Genomic DNA, 21,187 nt, shown 5'->3' with positions numbered 1-21,187 from the left:
GCTGCCGCGAAAGGGAACAATCATGTTTCCCGCTCGCACCGCTCAATGCACGGGCGTCTGTGTCGCCGCTTCCTGCTGCGCCACAAGCTCGCCATAGGGTGCCAGCCCCCAGCGCGCCGCCAGTCCGGCAGCGCCGCAAGACACCGCTGCGATCACGGCCAGTGCCGGGCCCAGGTGCCCCGTACCGCCGAAGGCCAGCCTGTCGATCAGCGGCACTGCCAGCATTCCGACCGTAAGGCCCATCATGCTGTTGCTCACGAGGAACAGCGCCGCGTTCGTGCCGCGCATGGCGGGCGGGGAAGCGAGCTGGATCGCCGCGATCGAGCAGCCGAAATAGCCGCTGAACAGGAAACAGGCCGGTGCGAAGATCGCCAGCACACCCCATGCCGTCGGCATCAGCGGCGCCAGCGTGGCCGGCACAAGCACGGCCGCGGCGAGAAGCATCACGACCCTGAGGTTGGCGTCAGAACGCCCCTTGAGGGCGAAGCGCTCGGCCATCGTGCCTCCTGCCAGCGAGCCGAGACTGCCGGTTACGAGGTAGAGAATGCCCAGTCCGGCCCCTGCCTGCGCGGCATTGAGGCCGAAATTGCGGATCAGCAGCGTCGGATACCAGCCGACCATGCCGTAACCGTAGATGGCGAAACTGGCGGAACTGACATGGATGGAAAGGAACGCCGCGCGGTGACGGCGCAGCCAGCCAGCCACTTCGCCGAGGGAAGCGCCGGTGTTCTGGCGCTCATCCCCCGCCATGCGCGTGCGCGGCGGCTCGCGGGTGAACCAGGCCAGCAGCGCCACCAGCACGCCCGGCACGGACACCACCAGGAACGCGCCCTGCCATGCGTGCAGCGTCCCCAGCACCGGCAGATGGAGTCCGCCGCTTCGGGCGATAAGCTGAACCACCGACCCGCCGATGATCAGCGCCATGCCTCCGCCCAGTGTAATGCCCAGGGTATAGATCGCCATGGCCCGCGCCAGCCGGTGGCGGGGAAAGGCATCGGCCAGAAAGGAATGCGCGGCGGGCGACAGGGTGGCTTCCCCCACGCCAACGCCCACGCGCGCGGCGAACAATTGGGCGAAGCTGCCCGAAGCCCCGCACATGGCGGTCGCAAGGCTCCAGAACAGCACGCCGCCGATGATGATCCGCCGCCGCGAGCCGCGGTCCACCCACATGCCGAAGGGCACGCCCATGGTCGCATAGAGGCAGGCGAAGGCGAAACCCTGCAACAGGCCGATCTGGATATCACTGAGCCCCAGATCCTGCCGTATGGGGTCGACCATCAGGCTCAGTGTCTGCCGGTCGATGAAGGACAGGACATAGGCGATGAGGAAGACGGCGAGGGCGTAATTCGCCTCCCGCCCGGATAGCGGACGGGAGGCCTTGGCCGGAAGAGGGTGCATCGCTGGTTCCTGTCCGCAAGATGGGCCGGTCTGGCCGCCGGCCTTGGCGAAGCGCGAGCCCCTTCCCCGCCATCTCGCGGGGAAGGGGGCAGACGCTTCGGTATCGAGGTTCTGAAAAATGTCAGAACTTCTGGTTGATGCCCAGCGTGACCACCCGGCCGCGCGGATCGGCCACGATCGGATCGAAGCCGAGGTTCAGCTGCGCAAGCGGCGGATTCTTGTCGAAAACGTTGATCACGCCCAGTGTCAGCGTCGTCTCCTGCGTGCCGACCAGCTTGTACAGCGAGAGGTTGTACTGGATGTCATACGTGTTCGAGGAATCGATATGGGTCTCGGTGATGCCCGAACGGTCGTTGGTATAGGGGCTGACATAATGGCCCAGCAGCGAAAGGTGATGCGGCCCCATCGTCCAGTTCACCCCGAACTCGACCCGGTCCTTCGGCATGGAACGGCCGATGTTGTTGAAGTTCACACTGCCTGCACCATGGATGACCGGCCCGCCGGCGTAAGTCTGCATGTCGTAGGTGCTGATATGGGTGTAATCCACCCGCGCTTCCAGCTTGCCGAAGCTGGTGTCCACCCATCCACGCGCGCCAACATCCAGGCCCTTCACCAGCACCGAAGAGGCGTTGATGAAATTCACCCGCACCTGCTGCAGGTTGCCGGTGGTGTCGAACGTCAGCCGGCTCTGGGCATCGGTGCCGCTCAGGCCGGCATTGGTGTCGGACACGGCCTGGGTGATGATCGCCTGGGCGTTCTCCTTGACGATGAGGTCGGTGTATTTGAACCGGAAATAGTCGATGTTGAATTCGACATGGCGCACGGGCGTGAAAGTGGCGCCGATGTTCCAGTTGGTCGACTGCTCCGGCTTGAGGTCGGGATCGCCGTAGGCCAGCGTGTTCACATAAAGAAAAGTGCCGTTGTAGCTGACCGGGGGCTGCGAAGCCTGGACCGCGACCTGCTGATAGACCGAGGGCGCGCGGAAGGCCTTGCCCCAGCTGGCACGCAGCGAAAGCTGATCCACCGGATGGACCAGCAGCGCCACCTTGGGCGTGAACTTGCCGAAGCTGTCGATATATTTCTCATAGCGGCCCGAAAGAGTCAGTTCCGCCAGCCTTTCCAGCGGCACCTTCACTTCGCCGAATATCGAAGCGGTCTGCTGTGAGCCCGAGAAATCCGGCGCCTGGCCGAGCGTGATGAGTTCGCCCTCGTTCACCAGATCGCCCCAGTCGTGACGGAAAGTGCTGCGGCGGTATTGGGCGCCGAGGGCGGCTTGCACCGTCTCGCCGCCAAGCTCGAACAGATCGCCTGAAACCAGCCCGTCGACCGTGACCAATGAGGATCGGCCATGCAGGTCGCTGTGGCCGATCAGGCTGTTGATAAGGGAAGCGCTGTTGGCCATCGCCGGATCGAGATAGGCGGTGCCGAAGGGATTGTAGTACTGGCAGGCGCCCACGCCCGGCGTTCCGGTGGACGGATTGCAGTCGATGCCGCCCAGCCCGTTGAGCGCGTTGATCAGCCGGCTCTTGATCGTGTCCGGCTTGTTATAGAGAGCGGTTTGCTGGCTGTAAGTGGCGTTGAGCGACCAGTTCCAGCTTTTCGACAGCTTGCCCTCCAGGCCGCCTGCCAGCCGGAAGGTGTCGTAATCGTTATGAGCGATCGAAGGGCCGTAAGTGCCGTTGATCAGGCGCCCGCGGAACAGGACGTCCTCGCCGAAGGGGTTGTAGGGGTTGCTGGCGGGCACCACCGGCGAAATCGACAGGATCGGGAAAGAAGGCGAGGAGCTGGTCTGGTTGCGCGTAGCGGCATAGGCCGCCTCCAGGTTCAGCTTCACGTTATCGCCCAGCTCCCCGTCATAACTGGCGAAAGCCTGAATACGGTGTTCCTTGGGTATCAGATCGTAATAGCCGGAAAAGTCGAAACGGCAGAGCGCATCGCTTGCCGAATTCATGTAACTGTCCGGGAATGCGGAATTGGTGCAGTTGGGGTCGGGCACATAGGTGTTCTGGCTGGGCACGAAATAGGAGCCCGGCTGGCCGAAGCTCGATACCGAATGCCACGATGGCCGTCCGAAGGTGGAAGCCGTCGAGAAGCTCCGGTCGGCCGAGGAAAGCCGCGTGCTGCTGTAGTAGGAGGCGGCCACCACCAGATTGCCCCGGCCCACTTCCGCGCCGATGATGCCTTCCACGTTGATCTGCCTGGCGCCATCCATCAGATTGGTCTTGGCGCTGATCTCGGGCCGGTCCACCACCTTGCGCGTGATGAAGTTGACCACGCCCGCAACCGCGTCCGAGCCATAAGTGGCGGCCGCGCCGTCCTTCACCACTTCCACGCGCTGCAGGGCGATAAGCGGCACCAGCGAATTGATGTCGGTGAAAGTGCTGCCGTCGTTGGAAGCTACGGCGGCCAGCGTCTGGCGCCGGCCATTGACCAGCACGAGCGTGGAACCCAGCCCGAGGTTGCGCAGATTGAACTGGGCCGTGCCCGCCGTCAGCGGCTGGTTGAGCTGGTCGACGCCTGCTTCGGAACCGGCGTTGCTGGGCATTGTATTGACCAGTTCAGCGGCATTGGTGATGCCGCGCGCCGTGATATCGTCGGCACTGATCGAGGCCAGAGGCGAGGATATCCGCGTCTGGCGGATCAGGGTGCCGGTGACGACGATCTCCTGGCCGGTACTGGCCTCGGGCGCCGGGGCATCCTCCGCCGTGTTCTGGGCCATGGCCTGCTGGCCCGCCAGCAGTGCCGCCAGTGAGGCGGAAATGGACAGAATCGTCCTGACAGCTTGTTGTCTTGGCATCGCTCCCTCCCTTGGTATTACATCGTTTCCGGTTGACCGCGCCGCTTATTATCTGGCTCCGGCCCCGTTATTGGCCTTGTTACTTCCAATACCCCTTCGCTTCTGTCCAATGACGTTTTCATATCACGCGATCTCAAAATGAGATCGGTCAAAACCCGCCCTCTTCCTCCTCTCCCAGGATCAAGGCGGCAGCCCGTTCTCCCAGCATCAGCGCCGTGGCGCAGGTGTTGCCGTTGACAAGCAGCGGCGCCGCCGACGTGTCGGCAATGCGCAATCCTTCCAGCCCGCGCAGACGCAGGTTGGTATCCACCACGGCGCCTTCGTCCATGCCCATGCGGCAGGTGCCTACGGGGTGAAAATGGTTGACTGCCGTACGGCGGATCAGCGCTTCGGGATCGGATGAGGCGCTGATGCTGGCGGCCTCGCTCAGCGGGCGGTCGATCACGCGGGCCAGCGGCCCGGCGCCAGCGATTTCCCGCGCCCGGATCATGCCCGCTCTCAGCGCCGAAATGTCCGAGGCTTCGGAAAAGTAACCCGGCTCGATCAGCGGAGGATCCAGCGGCGAACTGCTGCGCAGCCTCATTCGGCCCCGGCTGGCAGGGCGGCCATGGTTTACCATCAGGCGGAAGCCGCCTTGACCGGGGAGTGCGGCAAAAGCCCCGCTCCCGCCTCGGGGAATGCCGGGGCCCAGGATGATCTGCGTGTCTGCACCGGGTTCCAGCGGGTCCGCGCGCAGGATCGCGCCTGCCTGGCAAGGGGCCTGCGCCAGTATGCCATCGCGCCGCATCATGTAGGCCAGCCCTGCGCCTGTGGCTCGCGCCGGATGCATGAAACGCCGCGCCGTCACATCGGGCGAGCAGGCATAGTCAAGGAAGCAGGCCGTATGGTTCTGCAGGTTTCTCCCCACTTCCGGCAGGTCAAGGACCGGCGCGATGCTGCAAGCGCGCAATTCCCCGGCCGGACCGATGCCGGACAGCATCAGCAATTGCGGCGTGTTGATCGCCCCTGCGGCCAGTATCACTTCCGTTTCGGCGCGGGCCCGGACCACGCGCCCCCGGTGCAGGTAGGTGACGCCGCAGGCCCGGCCTCCGGCCACGTCCACCCTCAGTACCCGGGTGCGGGTTCGCACCTCAAGCGATCCGGCACGCTCCCTCCCTTGCAGCCGGGTTGAGAGATAGGCCCGGTCCGGCCGGGAGCGCTGTCCGGCGGCGGCCATGATGTCGAACAGGCCCGCGCCCTCTGCCATGCCGGCATTGAGATCATCGACCAGGGGAAGCCCGGCTTCCTGCGCCGCTTCCAGAAACAGGTCCGAAATTGGCAGCAGCGGCAGCGCGGGAGAGGTGGCGATCGGCCCCTCCGTCCCGTGCCACGGATCGCCCTTACGCACACTGCCCTCGAAACGGCGGAAATAGGGCAGCACGTCGTCGAAACCCCAGCCGGGGCACCCCGCCTCGTCGCGCCAGCGGTCGAAATCATGGCGGCCGCCGCGCAGGAACATCAGTCCGTTGATGCTGCCCCCGCCGCCCAGCACGCGCCCCGCCAGCCAGGGCAGGCGCCGTCCGCCAAGCCCCGGCACAGGCTCGGTGCGGTAGTTCCAGTTGCTGGCGGGCCGGCTCATGCTGAGCGCTGCGGCCGCGGGCACGCGATAGAGCGGGCCGCTGCCTGTCCCGCCGGCCTCCAGAACCAGCACCCGCGCCGGTGAATGCGCCGAAAGACGGCCGGCCACCACACATCCCGAAGGCCCCGCGCCCACGACTATGAAATCATAGACTTCGTCAGCCACGCCGCGCCTCCGGGCAGCGGCGTGGCCTGCAGCAGGATGATGGGCAATATGCGCGCGCGCCGGAACGGCCAAAGGGCATCGAATCTTCTCCCACGCCTCAGATCGCGTATCGGGATGCCGACTTCCAATACATTAGTGTGGGTCATGTGATCGCAATTTGCGATCATGAGCTTGGGCCTGCGGGGACTCCTGCCCTGGACAACGTCCGATCCGTGCCGGCTGTCAGTACGGGATTGGAAGATTGCCAAACGCGCGGCCGATGAATAGCACTGCCCGGCATGGACCTACGCCAGCTGCGTTACTTTGTGGCCATTGCCGAACAGGGCAATTTCCATCGCGCCGCCGAAGTGCTCAATGTCGCGCAATCGGCCTTGTCGCGCCACATGCATGCGCTGTCGCAGCAATTGGGCGGCGCCCTGTTCGAGCGCGTGCCCGGCGGAGTGAACGTGACCATCCTCGGCCAGGTCTTCTATGACGAGGCCAGAGATCTGCTCGAACGCGCCGACAGTGCGATAGACCGCACGCGCCGCGTCGTGTCGGGCGAAATTGGCCGGTTGGTGCTCGGCGTCAACGAACTGGGCGCGCGCAACGGCCTTGTCACCCGCTGCATCACCGCCTGCCGCCAGCGACACCCCGAGATCGAACTCATCGTCGAGCGCATGTATTCGAGCGAGCAGGTGGAAGCGTTGTGGGCAGGCCGTCTCGATGCCGGGGTGATGATCGACGGGCCAGAGGATGACAGCGAATTCATCCATATGCCGATCGGCTCGGACCCGTTCCAGATCGCCTTGCAGGACAGTCACCCCCTGGCCTCCAAAGCCGTCCTGGCGCCCGAAGACCTGGCGGAGGAACAATTCGTCGGCGTGCGCCTGACCCGCTATGGGCCGGCCCAGGTCAAGCTGATGGCCGATTGCCGCCAGATCGGCTTGAAACCGCGGATCGTGCAGGAAGCCGCCAACGAGCAGATGCAGCTTGCCCTGATCCGTAACGGGCTGGGGGTCGGCTTCGTCAACCGCACGGTCGAGGAAATCAATTGCGGCGGACTGGTGCTGCGCCCTTTGCAGGGGCTGAATACAAGCCTCGAACTGGCGCTTGTCTGGCTGAAGAGCAACCGCGTCCCGGCCTTGCGCCATTTCCTCAAGACCGTGGAGGAAATCCGGGCAGACAGCCTAAATGGGGAGTGACCGCAGGTGGTTTCCTCCCTCGGGTCGCTTTGCGGTGATTGGCCCTTGCGGGATCAATCGCATTTCTCGCAGCTCGGACAGAAGCGGCAGCACGCCAGATGGCAGCGTGATTTAAGACGAATGGCCTTCGGCAAACCCGGCATGGTTCAATGGCCCCAAAGCCTCGATCAATGGGCCGAGCCACTGCGCGAAGTGCTTCCAGCGTTCCATCCCATCGGTGAAGATGGGCTGGCGGACCTGTTCTGAGCTTGCGGTACGGACTGCGCGGTCGTTGTTGTAGAATTCGAGGCAGGCCTGTTCAAACGGCAGGTCGAGATAGTCCAGCACACGGCGCACCTGATGTTCGGTGTCCGTGACCATGTTCTCATAGAGGACCCGGTGCACTGCCTCCGGTGCAGCCTCGTCATAGGCCGCCATCAGGCCTACGTAGTCACGGTAGTAGCGGCCGATGTCGGTGAGGTCGTAGGAGAAGGTCTGCCCCCGTGCGAAGTGCTGCTTCCATCCGGAAAAACAGCAGGACAGCGGGTGACGTCTGGCGTCGATGATCCTGGCGTTCGGCAGGATCAGTCTGATCAGGCCAACGTGCTGCCAGTTGTTGGGCATCTTGTCGATGAAGCGTGGCTTGCCCGTCTGGCGATGGACGCGGGTGCGCTCGATGTATTCCTCGCCAAGCCGCAGGCGGTCGGCAGGGGTGAGGGACGTGATCATGGTCCGGAAATCGGGAAACTCGCCTTCGTCCACCCGCGATTGGAGGCGGCTGGCAATGATCATCATCTCCGGCAGTTCCATCGTGCCTTCCACCTGACTGTGGCTGGCGAGGATCTGTTCGACGAGCGTTGAACCGGAGCGGGGCAGGCCGACAATGAAGACCGGGTCGGGCGCAGGACAGCCGCCCGGTCCCATTTCGGCAATGAATGCGGCGGAGAAGGTGTCTGCAGTGGCCCTGGCTTCGGCCGAGAAGTCATCGGCGTCATGGCGCACCAGGGTGCGGCGCAGGCGGTTGCCTTGATCGTAGTGGTGAAACGAGGCCGCATAATCCCTGGCATCTTCCAGGGCTTTGCCCAGTGAGAAATGGAGGTGGAAGATGTCTTCCTGCCGCTCTTCTCTTTCCGGCTCCAGAGATGCGAGCGCCTGTTCCATGGCCGAAATATCGTCCGGCCCGAGCTTCACTGTCTTGAGGTTCGCGAGGCTCCACCAGGCCTCACCCATGGAAGGCTGGTGCAATACGGCCTGGCGGTAAGCGTGAATGGCATCGGGTTGCCTGCCCATGGTTTTCAGCACATGGCCCAGGTTTTGCCAGACTTGGGGCTGCTCTGGCTTCAAGGCGAGCAGTTGCTCATATATTTGCTGCGCTTGCTCCTGCTGGCCCAGCCGAACGAGTACCGATGCCTTGAGGAGATCGTGGCCGGGGCTTCTGACCGGCGAGGTGGTAAGCTTTTCGGCATGGTCCAGGGCTTCTGGCAGGCGATTGTTCTGAAGTAGAAGGCGGACGAGGAAATCGCGGGCAAGGTCGAAGCCGGGGGCGAGTTCCAACGCGCGTTCGACCCATGCCAGCGCTTCCGTCATGTCTCCGCGCCGCCAGTTGACTTCGCCCAGGAGGCGGCAGGCTGCAGGATCGCCGGGCAGCCGCTCAAGCCGCGCCGTCAGCATGGACGCGCTCTCGTCCAGGCGGCCTTCGTTCATGGCCACGGCGGCCTTCAGCAATTCCGGATCGCGCGACGATGCATGCACGCCGGAAAGATCGGCGCGCCAGGCCTCTTCATCGCGGCCGGACTTTCTGAGTTCCCTTGCCAACAGGAACCATCCGCCGGCCACGGCAGGCTGGAGCCTGGTCAGGTTTTCCAGTGCGCCGATGGCCTCGCGGCTTCGGCCTGCTTCGCTTGCGGCTTGCGCGAGTTCCCAGAGCACGGCTGGCACGCGGGGCTGACTGCGGGCCAATGCCGCAAGGCGCGGCAGGGCTGCGTCGGACTGGCCCAGTTTCCGCAAGGCCTGACATGCCAGAAATTCCGCAGCCGGCAGGCCGGGGGTGCGTTGAAGAATGGCTTCTGCCTGTGCGAGAGCCGCTTCCGGTCGGCTGTCGAGCAGGGAGGTTGCCGCAGCCAGCGTTGAGGAATGTGCAGGCGGTTTCTGAGTGCCGACGGGGGAGCCGCTCATTCGGGCATGAGCCTTCATGACCACGGAACGCGGCGCGCGTTTCCGGCCTGAATTGCAGCGGCGTTCATATACGCGAATTCAGAGGGAAGGCCCCATGTTCGCACCGCTCGTGCCAGCGTGTTCCGGGCCGGGACTGGTGTTGAAACTGCCGGTGCGATCCCCATGCGATTCCTTTTTTGCAGTGCACACGCAACTTAGGACGATCGTTAGGTTTCGTCGAGTCGGCTTGTCGTGAAAGTTTCAAAAACACCGGAACAAGGCGCTTGACAGCGCCGATTCGAATGGCACTATCCAATTTAGGACGGTTGTTCTGGATGCTGCATCCGCGAAATTCCGTCTGATTCGAAGTATGTTTGTTCGGCGTCGCCGGCTGTGCTGGCGACGGGCCTGAAGGTGTTCCTTCGGGGCAGGAGGTCTGCGTCCTCGTCAACTCGAAAACGGGTGGAGAGGCGTTTGTCGAAGCTGATCCGCAAGACGCGGACGGTCGAAGGGGAAAGGAGAGGACAAACAGGTAACACAGGGGGCATTCTGTTCATGAGCATTCCTTTCGGGTCACGAAAATCGTGTGTCGTTTCTCTGTTGGCGACGACTGCGCTCATCACTCCATTTTTGACGCCCGCAACCGCGCTGGCGGATGAAGCCGCATCGGCGGCAACTGCCGCTGAATCAAGTGATGCGGAAAGCGACCAGGGCGGCCTTGGCGACATTGTCGTGACGGCGACCCGCACGTCGGAAAGCGTGCAGAAGGTGCCGATCTCCATGCAGGCGCTGGCTTCTGCGAAGCTGGACGAACGGCAGGTGAAAGGCTTGTCCGACTTCAGCACCCTGCTTCCTTCCGTCAGCATCGCCGGGCTCGGGCCGGGCCGTCAGACCCCCTATTTCCGTGGCATCGTCCCGGCCGGCGGCAGCTACGCGTCGGTCGGCTACTATCTTGACGATATCCCCATCGCCGGCACCGGGCTTCCCGACATCCACGTCTACGACATCGAGCGCATCGAGGCGCTGTCCGGTCCCCAGGGGACGCTGTACGGCGCGGGGTCGCTGGCGGGCACCATCCGTTTCATTTCCAAGAAACCGGAGATCGGCCAGTTCGCATTCGGGTATGACGTCGAAGGCAACAAGTACGGCGACGGTGCATTCGGCGGTCAGCTTGAATCCTACATCAATGTGCCGGTGAGCGATACCATGGCGATCCGGGCCATGGGCTATTACCGGCGGGATGGCGGCTACGTCGACAACAAGCCCAACAATGGCACATTCACCAATGGTACTTCGTCGACTCTCAGCCTGGGTGATGACAATCCGGCTACGTCCTACACTCTGGACAACTCGAACATTGCGAAGGACGACTACAACCCGATCTACGAATATGGCGGCCGCGTGCAGCTGTTGTGGGAGCCGGCGCCGGACTGGGAAATCAAGCCGGAACTGACTGCGCAGCGGCAGATCGCCTACGGGTACTTCGGCTATGACCCGCGGGTCGGCGATCTTGAGGTGCACGATTACGATCTCACGCGCCAGGACGACAAGTGGTATCAGGCGCAACTGGCGATCCACGGCCACATCGGCGACTGGGATCTGGTTTCGGCGACCGGCTATTACCAGCGCAAGGTGCACCTGCGGAACGACTATACTTATTACACGGTGACGTACGACGGTTTCGGGCCGGGCTACGAAAACTACCTGCAGTTCTTCGATGCCAGCGGCTGCTCTGGAACCGGGTCAAGCTACCATTGCACTACTCTGATCAATCCGCAGCAGTACTATGAGGGTTGGACCAAGGACAAGCAGTTCACGCAGGAATTGCGCCTGTCCACGCCCAAGAGCTGGCCATTCGATATCACGGCTGGCGGCTTCTATCAGTATCGCAAGCAGGAAACGAACAGCGACTACGCCATCCATGGCCTGGACACCATTGCGGGCTATACGATGGCTGGCGGCGGAGATACCAATTATCCCGACGGCTATGGTGTGCCGGTAGAATACGGCGGCACGATGGTTCTCGGCTCGCCGGCCGTGAAACGTGACGCGTTCTACCTGAGTGAGCGGGACAACACCTGGAAGGACAAGGCGATTTTCGCCGAGGGCCACTACAACATTACGCCGACGCTGAAGATCACAGGCGGTATCCGGTATTTCTGGACGGAATTCGCGACCGTCGGCTTCAGCGGCGTGATGGCCTCTGCCAAGAGCACGTCCACTTCGCTCTATGTCCCGACCGGGGAATTCGGCTGCCCTGTGCCATTGCCCGATGAGCGCCTGCAGTGCCTCAACACCAACGTTACGGCATCAGATCAGGTCGGGCGCTACAAGGAAGACGGCGAAACGCACAAGATCGCGGTTGATTGGCAGTTCTCGCCGACCAAGATGGTCTATTTCAACTATTCGACCGGTTTCCGTCCGGGCGGCTTCAACCGGCCTCTGCGCATCCGCGGCGTCGGCATCGCGGCGGCACCGGCCTATGAATCCGAAACGCTCACCAATTTCGAACTGGGCGTGAAGACCACCTGGAACAACATCTTCCGCTTCAACGCGGCGGTCTATTACGAGACCTGGGACAACATCCAGTATTCCGTCGTGATTTCGGGCACGCAGGGCGCGGGCATGACCGGCAATGCCGGCAAGGCCAAGGTCAAGGGCGTGGAATATGATGCCGACCTTAAACTGGGCAAGGTCACCATCTCCTCGTCAGGTGCCTACAATGATGCTGCGCTGTCCGGTAACTTCTGCAACTTCGCCGTTGATACCTCGTCACTGGAAATCAGCCAGTTGAGCAGTTGCACGGTCGGTGAGACGTTCGGCAGCCCGGCAGTCGCACAGGTCGCCGCCGTCGACGGGACGCGCCTGCCGCGCCAGCCGAAGTTCAAGGGTACGACTTCGATCCGGTACGATACGCAGATCGGCGACATGGATGCCTATCTGCAGGGCGCCGCGCTCTATCAGACCGGGGCCACGCAGAACCTGAACGTCTATAACAACAACCTTCTGGTATGTCCGGACGAGGCTGATGTGCGGACGACCGCTTGTTCCACACCAGGCTTCGTGACCTTTGACTTCTCGGCCGGCATCAAGAAGGACAACTGGCATCTCGATGTGTTCTTCCAGAATGCGTTCGACAGGCGCGGCCCGCTGACGATGAACACATTCTGTTCGATCACATTCTGCTCGGGCTCGTCGCGCACGTTCCCGGTCAAGCCGCAGTTCATGGGTATCAAGTTCGGACAGAAATTCTAAGTTCCTGACGGCAAGACTTTTTGACCTGCTGCGGTTCTTCCGCAGCAGGTCTTTTTTCGTCGGGAAGCCGGAAATCGGACGCCGGCCGTTCAAGCCCGGCTTATGCGCCGAGGGCGGCCCGTACCGTTTGGACCCGCCGGTTTCCGGCGTCCGTTATTCCAGAACGTTCGAGCGCGCGTGCGGCAAAGCCGGACATCTGCGCGGTGGAGAAGCTGATCCCGTGGATATTGCGGCGAAGCGGGACGCCGGGAATGGGCCTGGGAAAGCCGGAGGCGAAGAAGTGCCCGGACCCGTCCGTTGCCGGGCGGTAGGTTTCGCGGGGGCAATCCCAGTCGAGGCAGACGGAAAGCACGCCTTCCAGCGCTCCGGGGTAACAGGGAGTGTCGTCGACGGCCCGCGGCGCCACCACTATTGCCCCTGCGTGGCATGCCCTTTCGACAGCGGCGGCAAAGGCCGGGGCATGGGCGGGGTTGGTCGAACCCAGGCTCAGGTTGATGATGTCGGCACCTTGCGCGACGGCCCAGTCGATCGCGGTGACGAGAGCGTAGCCGGTGGTCTTCAGGCTTTCATGGAACACCCGGATGGGGATGCAAAAGGCCTCCGGCGCCTTTTCCTGTATCGCGGCGGTGACTGCGGTGCCGTGCCCCAGCCGGTCGAGCGTGTCTTCGGGCGCAGTGCCGATGGTCCCGTCGCTGCCGATCGCAGCACCGGGGAGTAGCCGGGATGCATCAATGTGGCCGTGCTGAGGATGGACGCCGCTGTCGATGATGGCGATGCGGATGCCGCGCCCTGTCGCTGGATTGCTCATGTTACAGCGCCAGGCCCATCACGTCCGCGGCTTGCCGGACTTCCGCCTTTCCGTCGATCAGAGTGACGGTCAAGTCGGCCAGTGCGGCCAAAGCCGGCTTGTGCGTGATCACGATGATCGTGGCGGAGGGCAAGGCCTGCCTCAGGCCTTCTGCGACCAGGCGCTCGGTATCGCTGTCGAGCGCTGCGGTCGGCTCGTCGAGAATGAGCACGGAAGGGCGGCGCAGCAGTGCGCGGGCGAGGGCCACGCGGTGCCGTTCACCGGCAGACAGCGCAAGACCGCGCTCGCCGGTGCGTGTCGCGAGGCCTTCGGGAAGACGGGCGATCAGGGGCGAGAGACCGGCGAGCCGTGCGGCTTCGGCAATGTCATCGCCGGATGCATCCGGGCAGGCAAAGGCGATGTTGTTGGCCAGGCTGTCGTTGAACAGGTGCGGTGCCTGATCGACCAGCAGGATTGCGCGCCGCAGATCGTCCAGCTTCAGCCTGCGCAAGTCTGTATCATCGGCGGTGATCCTGCCGTGATCGGGATCGAGCTGGCGGACCATGAGATCGGCCATGCTGGACTTTCCGGTGCCGCTCGGCCCGAGCACGGCGCAAAACCGACCCGCGGGGATGAACAGGTCGATCCCGTCGAGGATTGTCCGGCTGTCGTGCCGAAAGGAAACTTGCTCGAAACGTAGCCCCCGGTGCAGTCCATCGAAGGGCAGGGCATCGGCGCATTCGGCCACGTCGGGGCGAGTGTCGAACAGGGTGAAGATCCGGCCGAGCGAGACGCGGGCGGAGGCCAGCCCCGAAACCAGTCCCATCAGCACCTGGATCGGCGAAAACAGGCGCGACTGGTAGGTCATGAATGCGACCAGCGTGCCGATCGTCATCTTGCCCGCGAAGATCTGCGCGCCGCCGTAGAGAATGATCGCGGATGTCGAAGCCGTCAGCAGCGTGCCGGGCAGGGCGCCCGCTGTGAACGAGGTAAGCTGCATCTTCAGCATGGCGGACACGAAGGCGTCGTTGCGCTTGCGGAAACGGCCGATCTCGTGGGCTTCGGCGTTCAGCGACGTCACCGTCCGCATCCCCATGACCGTATCGACGAGCAGGCTGCCCAGGTCCGCGCCCCTTTCGCGCATCATCCGCGTGAGTGCGGTGAGCTTGCGCTGGTAGTGGACGAAAAGGCCGATACAGACCGGGATGATGACGACGCCGATCATGAACATCACGGGATCGAGCCACAGCATCATCACCACGCAGCCGGCGAGCATCAGCACGTTGCTGAGCACCGAGAGCAGGGAGTCCGCCGTCACGCGCTGGATGTCGCTCACGTCGCTGTTGATCCGCGACATGAGGTCGCCAAGCCGGAAGCGCGCATAGAAGCGGGGAGAAAGCCGTTGCAGGTGTTGCAGCAGCGCCGCGCGGATATCGAACAGCATGTCGGCCGATGCGGAGACGTAGCGATAGCTTGCGAGCATGTTCAGCGCGAAGCCGCCCAGCGAGACGGCGACCATGGCTCCTGCGATCTGGATGAGCGCCTGCATGTCCCCGCGCAGCAGGGCCTTGTCGATCATCAGTTTCGACAGATAGGGCTGCATGAGATTGAGCGAGGTCGATAGCAGGCTGAGCATCAGGACCAGTGCCAGCGGCCGGTAATAAGGCCGCAGGAACGGCAGGAGCCTGCGATAGCTCGACCAGCCCGGAATCTCGTCAGCGCCTTGCGTCATGCCGCCAGTTCCCGGCGCACGAGGCGAAAGCCGTCCAGCGCATACCGGGGCGGCGACTCGCGTTCGAGGCGGGCGCTGCAGGCGGCGAAACCCTCGGCGAGCGCTTCCAGCTGGGCGCGCCACCAGGGGCCGGTTCCGCCGGAGGCATAGAATTCGGAACAGAGGCGCAAGTGGCGCCGCATCGCCGCTGTCATCATGGCCTGGTAATGGCCGAGAAGCGGTTCCGGGTCTTCGCCCTCGTGGCAGGCCACCGCAATGGCCGAGGCCAGGATCGCCTGCCTCACGGCGAGCGCGGTGCCGTCGCCGCAGATCGGATCGAACGCCATCGAGGCCGAGCCGCAGGCGAGCAGGCCGTCGCGTGCAATGGTACGCAGCATGCGGGGCGTGGTGTCGAACTGCGCGGTCTGGTCCTTGTCCAGAGCGATGCGCGGTGCCAGGTGACGGCTCTGGTCGAGCAGGTGGGGGCAGGGCGCCCCGATTGCCAGCAGCCACCCGCTGACCGGACCGGAGGGGATCATGAACAGCCAGCCGTCCTCCACCGCTTCGACCCAGCAGGCATCGGCATCATCCGCTTCGAGCAGCTGTACCGGGGCGGTTTCGCCGATACGGTCACCGAAGCGTATCAGCTGATCGTCCTGGCCGGAACGCGTGGTCGTGATGGTGAATTGCGCAGGATACGTGGCGGGCGCCTTGCCGGATGGCGCAAAATCCAGATCGCCCGCGCCGAGCATCACGGCCTGATGGGGCAGAGCGGCGGGTTCCTGTCCGCCCCACGCCACGATGCGGCGCGTTATGCGGGGCCTGCCGGAAAAGAGCGAAGGCTGGCCGAGACAATCTCTCAGAAGCGCGCGTGCGGGATCGCTCAGCATGAGCGCCGGGACGCCGGCGCGCGCGGCGACCGTGCGGTGGACGGCTGCCCCTTCCTGCGTCAGCAGGTGATCGCAGCAGGCTGCTGCGACACCGCCACCCGCGATCTCGACCGTCCAGCGCACGCTCAGGGCAGGGTCAGCAGCCCGGCCATGGTGATGTCGTTCGTCAGTTCCCAATCTTGCTCGAACTTCAGGGTTTTCGCGTCATAGACGGCAATGTCAAAGCCAGCGCCATAGATATACAGCTTCTGCCCGTCACGCGACATGCCGAAATAGAAGCGGGAGCGGCACGGGAATTCGGCCTTGTCGAGCGCGGCATTGGTGGTCAGGTCGAAATGCCAGAACTCGCAGCGCTTGTTGCCGAGTGCGCCGGTGACGGCGACGGTATAGCCATGCTTGCCGTCGGGCGTCACTTCCAGCCCTGCCATCTGTTCGGGCGCGGGGCCGATCGGTTTGAAATCGAATGTGCGGGCCGTCAGGTCGAAGCGGGCGATGCCGAACACCTTGTTGTGAATGTAGGGGTCCTCGGAATTGAATACCGAGACATAGACACCCGGCTGGCGCAGCGTTTCCAGGCCACCGCCGATACCCACGTCCTGCATTCCGGGGAAATCCGGCTTCTCCAGCTCGATGCGGTCCACGACCTTGAGATCGCCTGTATCGACGACGAGAACCTTCTTCTGGAAGACGTACATGGTCTTGCCGTCAGGGGCCATGGCCAGCCGCGTGCGATAGCTCGGGCCTTCGTCCTTCGGATCAAGATCGGCCGACTTGACGATCTGGCCGGTCTTGAGATCGACTTTCATGAAGCGCGGCTTGCTGAAGCGGTAGAGGTCCGCTTCCTTGTCGATGCGGTTGCCGACGATGTAGAAATAACGGCCACTCGGATCGGGGACGCCGCCGCTGAAGCGGTAGCGCGTCACCGGCGTGTTCAGGCTGAAGCTGGAGATGATCTTGCGCGTCGCTGCGTCCATCACTTCGATGCCGCCGGTCGTCAGCGTCGTGATGTAGATCCGCTTGCTGTCAGCCGAAAACTGGAGGTTCGTCGGAAGACCGGATTTCAGCTCGACCTTCTGGACGACCTTGCCGCTGGTGTCGTCCACCATCTGGATCTGGTCGGGATAGCCGCCGAGCACGATCGTGGAGGCCTGGACCGACGCTGCGGCGGTGGTGGCGCAAAGGGCCGCGAGTGCAAGGCGAAACATCTTCATGCTGAGGGCTCTTCCTCGAAAAATGCGTCTGGACGGATGCGGTGTGTCGATCAGGGGAAGACGAGATCCAGATTGCGCCAGTCCTTGGTGGCGACGGCGCAGTTGCTGGCCCAGTCGGGCGAGTAGTTGACGTGATCGGGGACCTGCACCGGCCAGAAGCAGGTGACGTAGCAGTCGTAGATGTCACGCTCGACCGGCTGGCACAGGCCGGCCGTGCCACCGCCCGCATCGACTTCCCAGCCGGGCGAGAAGGAGAGGGTGCAGCCCATCGGCACATGCGGCTTGGGAGCCGGCTGCTGGAGGGCAACCACGTCTTCTTCCATCAGCGCGGCGGATTCATCGATCCGGGCGGCCTTCCGGTTGACGGGGCGAAGATGCTTCATGACAGGCCCTTTCGTGCTGCAAAGCGTTCCAGGAATTCAGGGTTGAGCACACTGACCGCGCCGTAGATGCGCAGGCAGGTGTCGGTCCATTCGCGGATCCAGTCGCAATAATGGAGGTTGGCGTGGCCCGTGTCGCCATAGCGGACGAAGGCCTCGTGATGGCAACCGCCGGCACACAGCGGGCGGGCCCAGCAACTCTGGCACTCGTACTTCGCGCCGACATGGCCGCGCGAGAGGAAGTCCTCGCGTTTCTCCATGTCGATATCGGTCGAGATATGGCCCAGCGTGTGGGTATCGGCGTCGGTGAAGCGATGGCAGGGAGACAGGTCGCCCGAAGGGCTGACCCCGAGCAGGCCCAGGCCGGCACCGCAGGGGTGGGACTTGTTCACGCCCTGGATCAGTTCGCCGATCGTCTCGCTGACGTTCGAGAAACCGTGCATCTGGCCGCGCAGCGCATGTTCGAGCCATTCGTCGGCCAGTTCATGGAACTGGCGCAGAACTTCGTCCATGCCGTTGTCGTCGATCATGTAGTCCCGCTCGCCGGAATTGGTGACGGGCGCGAAGCCGACCTCGTGAAAGCCGAGGTCTTCCTTGAGGTGGCGGTAGATCCGGATCACGTCGGTAACGCCATCGGTCAGCGTCACGCGCGCGGTTATGGCGCGGGTCTTGTGGTTGGCGATCAGCTTGCGCAGGCGCGGTTCGATGACGGCGTAGCTGCCCTTGCCGGACTTGTAGACGCGGCGCTTGTCCTGAAGATCGGGGGGGCCGTCCATGCTGACGGTGACGCCGATCTCGTTGTCCGAGAGGAAGGCGATGATCTCGTCGGTCAGGAGCGTGGCATTGGTCGTCAGGCTGAAGCCGATGCCGCGATCCTGCGCCTTTGCCTGTTCGCGGGCATAGAGCACCACTTCCCTCAGCAGGGGGAAGTTCATCAGCGTCTCGCCGCCGAAGAAGGTGATGTGGACGGCCTGCCTGCCAGCGGACTTGCGCAGCAGGAAATCGACCGAAGTCTTGGCCGTTTCCAGCGACATGAACTTGGGCTTGCCCTGCGGCGTGGCGATCTTGTCCGCGCCGAATTCGTAGCAGTAGGTGCAGGCCAGGTTGCACTGGTTGGTGATGTTGAGCACCAGTGCCTGCAGCGGGAAATCGGCCGGAGGGGCGCTGGGCGCAGGGGCGGGCGAAAGGCGGGCCTTGTCCGAAACGATTCCCTGCACGAACAGCAGTTCGCGGATCAGTTCCTCGGCATCCTGGCGGGTATATCCGCTTTCCAGCAGCGCCTCGACGAGTTCGCCATGGCTCAGCTCTTCGGTCTCCAGCCTGCGCAGGACGGCATGAGCCCCTTCGTCGAGGGAAAAGATGGCACCTGCGGTAACCAGATACATGAACGGCTGATCGGCCGCGCTGAATTCGTGCAACTCTCCCAGACGGTAGCGGCCCGAGGGAATGACGGTCATATCGTTCATTGCGAAACCTCCGGCTGGTCCCAACGCTTGTAAGCAGGCACGGTCGTGACGAGGTAGGCCTGCGCGCTCATCGGCTTGCCGTCCTTGTCCTTGAGTGTCCTGGCGGTCGCGACGATCCAGACCTCGCCGTAGTTGTTGCGGCTGAACCGGCGTTCCGGGTTCGGCCCTTCGACGTTCGGCGTAAAGAAACCCGCCTTGTCGAGCTGGCCGACGAACTTGACGTCGTTATCGTAGGTGACGGTCGGGAATTCCTTCATTGCCCAGTCGGCATCGACCGGCATGATCGGGAAATCGTCGTCCGTACCGGGCTTGCCATCCGGTCCCTTCGACCAGGCAATGGCCTCGAACTGCTCATAACCCTTGCCGTATTTGATGCCGCCAAGGTGTGCCAGCGCGGTCTCGGGCGAGACCTTCATGTAATCGATCGAGCCGTAGACGGGCAAAGCCTTGGGCAAGACGACGCCGTTCAGCGCGACGTCGTGGAGGCCGACAATGGCCTGCGGTGAAACATCGATCGTGGCCACCGCTTCGCCCGGGGACAGGACGGCGACCTTGCGCACCGTCACGCCGCCGCCAAAGTCCAGATCGGCTGCAGACATGTCCGGCGGCAGCGCGGCGCCATATATGTGAAGCTCGGTGCTCTTGGTGCCGGTCTTCACGCCCAGGGGGGAGACTGCCGCCAGCACCGGGCCGCCAGTGATCCGGATCATTTTCACGTCCAGCCCGAATTCGTGATAGTCGCCCCAGTACCAGCGGCCCTCGGCGCTGGACTGGTCCGGCGCGAACCACATCGTTTCGCGCAGAGTGCCGGACATGTCGTCGGGCCTTGCAGGCTGTCCGTTGCCGGCTGATGTGCCGCGCCAGGAATAGCCCGCGTAGACCAGCCCCTTGCCGGAGCGCGTCATCGTCTTGCCGGTGTCGAGCGAACGCAGGGTCGTGGTCGTCGTGAAGTCGTCGCCTGCCGAAGCAATCGTCATCTCGCCCACGAAGCGGCCCTGACCGCGTAACTTGCCGGAGAGCAGCCACTTGCCCGCAAGCTTCGGTGTCCGGATGCGCGGGCGCCAGTCCGCCCAGGCCTTGCTGTGGAGGTCTGCTTCCTTGCTGAGCCAGGCCAGGGCAACCTGGCCGCGGGTCACCGGCTTTTTCGGAGGTTCTACATCAGCGGGTTGCGCTTCCGCCGGCCGGTCCATCTGAACTTCGGCCTGCGAGTAGAGTGCCTTGTGCATGTTCTGCAACAGGCCCCATTCGCGGTGGCTGCGGCGCGAGGACATCGGCTGGGCAAAGGCGTGGCAGGACGCGCAGCCCTGGTGAATGGTTTCGTTCGGGATGATCGTCTCATCCTGGATGCGGTGCTCGGCAAAGTACATGACCGGCTTGGCCTCTTCCGGTGCCAGCCCGTGCCAGGTGCCGAGGTATTTGACCACGGAGCGCGCTTCCTGCGGCGTGATCGACAAGCCGTTGAGCTTGACCATGCGCTTGATCGCCTGTGACCAGCCTTCGGGCGTCGCCCGGATCCAGGAAATGCGCGAGAGATTGCCCTTGTCGTCGGGAGCATGGCACGCGCCGCACTTCTCGAGGGTCAACGGGTCAGTCACCGGGATGCCGGCTTCCTTCTCGACCCAGTCTGCCGGATCGAGATCGGCTTCGTTGTCCGCCTTCACTTGCGCGACAACGATCGAGGCTGAAAAAACGGTCGTCGCCAGCAAGGGCGCCAGCAGAACCCTGCGTCCGCTCACGCGGCGCCAGGTGCTGCGGAGCAGCGGCGGCGTCTCGGAGGGGCTGGGCAGCTCGAATGCTGTGCTGCCGCATGCCTTGCCGTCAACATCCTCGTGTGCAGCGGTCATGTTCGAAATGCCCCCAAAGACCAGAAATCTGCGGACTTTTGATCCAGCGATTCGAATATAGGACGATTGTCAAAAATCGGTCAAGGGGCAATTTTGTGCGAATGCGAAATGGCTTCGAAAAGGCGCTTTGGCAGGCGCTGCAACAGTGCGTCCGGCGAACGGCTGGCGCTTACGGGGGGCTGCGGCGTGCTGGTTGCACAGGCGGCGTTGGTTGACACTTCTGCCCGTTCGTCCTCGTCCGAGGCCCGGCTATGGGCGGCGTCTGGCAGGGATGAAGGCCCGGAGTCGGGTGATGCCTGGCTGCCGCAACTGGCGCGTCCCCGTGGGTGTCGCAGGGGACAGGCCGTT

Annotated in this window: 13 protein-coding genes; 2 read left to right on the top strand and 11 right to left on the bottom strand. The window is 63.6% G+C overall.

All coding sequences use genetic code 11. The features are described 5' to 3' along the window. Positions 1-42 precede the first annotated feature (42 nt). The 3 genes from NN5_RS10980 to NN5_RS10970 form a co-directional block, all read right to left on the bottom strand. A complete protein-coding gene (locus NN5_RS10980) occupies positions 43-1,398 on the bottom strand; it encodes a spinster family MFS transporter (RefSeq protein ID WP_067734244.1) in 1,356 nt (451 codons plus the stop codon). A 121-nt stretch (positions 1,399-1,519) separates the two neighbouring features. Then, positions 1,520-4,195, bottom strand: coding sequence for a TonB-dependent receptor (locus tag NN5_RS10975; protein ID WP_067734243.1), 2,676 nt, complete (start codon positions 4,193-4,195; stop codon positions 1,520-1,522). A gap of 148 nt (positions 4,196-4,343) precedes the next feature. Beyond that, complete coding sequence (locus tag NN5_RS10970; protein ID WP_157081105.1) at positions 4,344-5,978, bottom strand: GMC family oxidoreductase; 1,635 nt, start codon at positions 5,976-5,978, stop codon at positions 4,344-4,346. A gap of 278 nt (positions 5,979-6,256) precedes the next feature. On the opposite strand from NN5_RS10970, the gene NN5_RS10965 reads away from it, so the two are divergent. Continuing rightward, positions 6,257-7,162, top strand: coding sequence for a LysR family transcriptional regulator (locus NN5_RS10965; protein ID WP_067734241.1), 906 nt, complete (start codon positions 6,257-6,259; stop codon positions 7,160-7,162). Positions 7,163-7,273: 111 nt separating this feature from the next. On the opposite strand, the gene NN5_RS10960 is transcribed toward NN5_RS10965, so the two are convergent. After that, positions 7,274-9,316, bottom strand: coding sequence for a tetratricopeptide repeat-containing sulfotransferase family protein (locus NN5_RS10960; RefSeq protein ID WP_067734240.1), 2,043 nt, complete (start codon positions 9,314-9,316; stop codon positions 7,274-7,276). A 534-nt stretch (positions 9,317-9,850) separates the two neighbouring features. Here NN5_RS10960 and NN5_RS10955 point away from each other — a divergent pair. Continuing rightward, the gene (locus tag NN5_RS10955) at positions 9,851-12,550 is read left to right on the top strand and encodes a TonB-dependent receptor (RefSeq protein WP_084384880.1); all 2,700 of its coding nucleotides are present in this window, start codon (positions 9,851-9,853) and stop codon (positions 12,548-12,550) included. 100 nt (positions 12,551-12,650) lie between these two features. Here NN5_RS10955 and qhpE read toward each other — a convergent pair whose 3' ends face one another. From qhpE to peaA, 7 genes are read right to left on the bottom strand one after another with little or no spacing between them, the layout of a single operon-like run. Next, positions 12,651-13,358, bottom strand: a complete 708-nt coding sequence (gene qhpE / locus NN5_RS10950; RefSeq protein WP_067734239.1) for a subtilisin-like serine protease QhpE — start codon at positions 13,356-13,358, stop codon at positions 12,651-12,653. Between the two features lies 1 nt (position 13,359). Continuing rightward, positions 13,360-15,069, bottom strand: a complete 1,710-nt coding sequence (locus NN5_RS10945; protein WP_067734238.1) for an ABC transporter ATP-binding protein — start codon at positions 15,067-15,069, stop codon at positions 13,360-13,362. Next, positions 15,066-16,061 (bottom strand): hypothetical protein, encoded by a 996-nt coding sequence (locus NN5_RS10940; RefSeq protein ID WP_067734237.1) that lies wholly within the window; start codon positions 16,059-16,061, stop codon positions 15,066-15,068. The genes NN5_RS10945 and NN5_RS10940 overlap by 4 nt, the downstream gene beginning before the upstream one ends. A 2-nt stretch (positions 16,062-16,063) precedes the next feature. Beyond that, on the bottom strand, positions 16,064-17,149 hold the full coding sequence (locus NN5_RS10935) for a YncE family protein (RefSeq protein ID WP_067734236.1): 1,086 nt from the start codon (positions 17,147-17,149) through the stop codon (positions 16,064-16,066). Positions 17,150-17,199: 50 nt separating this feature from the next. Beyond that, on the bottom strand, positions 17,200-17,532 hold the full coding sequence (qhpC, locus tag NN5_RS10930) for a quinohemoprotein amine dehydrogenase subunit gamma (RefSeq protein ID WP_067734235.1): 333 nt from the start codon (positions 17,530-17,532) through the stop codon (positions 17,200-17,202). Then, positions 17,529-18,995, bottom strand: coding sequence for a quinohemoprotein amine dehydrogenase maturation protein (peaB, locus tag NN5_RS10925; RefSeq protein ID WP_245656416.1), 1,467 nt, complete (start codon positions 18,993-18,995; stop codon positions 17,529-17,531). Before peaB ends, qhpC begins: the two co-directional genes overlap by 4 nt. Then, positions 18,992-20,839: a quinohemoprotein amine dehydrogenase subunit alpha gene (peaA, locus tag NN5_RS10920; RefSeq protein WP_084384879.1), complete on the bottom strand. Its 1,848-nt coding sequence runs from the start codon at positions 20,837-20,839 to the stop codon at positions 18,992-18,994. The genes peaB and peaA overlap by 4 nt, the downstream gene beginning before the upstream one ends. Positions 20,840-21,187: the final 348 nt, after the last annotated feature.

Origin of the sequence: Novosphingobium naphthalenivorans NBRC 102051, assembly GCF_001590985.1 — a bacterium.
GTDB lineage: Bacteria > Pseudomonadota > Alphaproteobacteria > Sphingomonadales > Sphingomonadaceae > Novosphingobium > Novosphingobium naphthalenivorans.
This window is presented reverse-complemented; position numbering and strand designations above follow the sequence as displayed.

Excerpts from the sequence above, each read along its gene's own strand:
- NN5_RS10980 (WP_067734244.1), bottom strand. The coding sequence starts at position 1,398 with ATGCACCCTCTTCCGGCCAAGGCCTCCCGTCCGCTATCCGGGCGGGAG.
- qhpE (WP_067734239.1), bottom strand. The coding sequence starts at position 13,358 with ATGAGCAATCCAGCGACAGGGCGCGGCATCCGCATCGCCATCATCGAC.
- NN5_RS10945 (WP_067734238.1), bottom strand. The coding sequence starts at position 15,069 with ATGACGCAAGGCGCTGACGAGATTCCGGGCTGGTCGAGCTATCGCAGG.
- peaA (WP_084384879.1), bottom strand. The coding sequence starts at position 20,839 with ATGACCGCTGCACACGAGGATGTTGACGGCAAGGCATGCGGCAGCACA.
- NN5_RS10935 (WP_067734236.1), bottom strand. The coding sequence starts at position 17,149 with ATGAAGATGTTTCGCCTTGCACTCGCGGCCCTTTGCGCCACCACCGCC.
- NN5_RS10965 (WP_067734241.1), top strand. The coding sequence starts at position 6,257 with ATGGACCTACGCCAGCTGCGTTACTTTGTGGCCATTGCCGAACAGGGC.
- qhpC (WP_067734235.1), bottom strand. The coding sequence starts at position 17,532 with ATGAAGCATCTTCGCCCCGTCAACCGGAAGGCCGCCCGGATCGATGAA.
- NN5_RS10955 (WP_084384880.1), top strand. The coding sequence starts at position 9,851 with ATGAGCATTCCTTTCGGGTCACGAAAATCGTGTGTCGTTTCTCTGTTG.
- NN5_RS10960 (WP_067734240.1), bottom strand. The coding sequence starts at position 9,316 with ATGAGCGGCTCCCCCGTCGGCACTCAGAAACCGCCTGCACATTCCTCA.
- peaB (WP_245656416.1), bottom strand. The coding sequence starts at position 18,995 with ATGAACGATATGACCGTCATTCCCTCGGGCCGCTACCGTCTGGGAGAG.
- NN5_RS10975 (WP_067734243.1), bottom strand. The coding sequence starts at position 4,195 with ATGCCAAGACAACAAGCTGTCAGGACGATTCTGTCCATTTCCGCCTCA.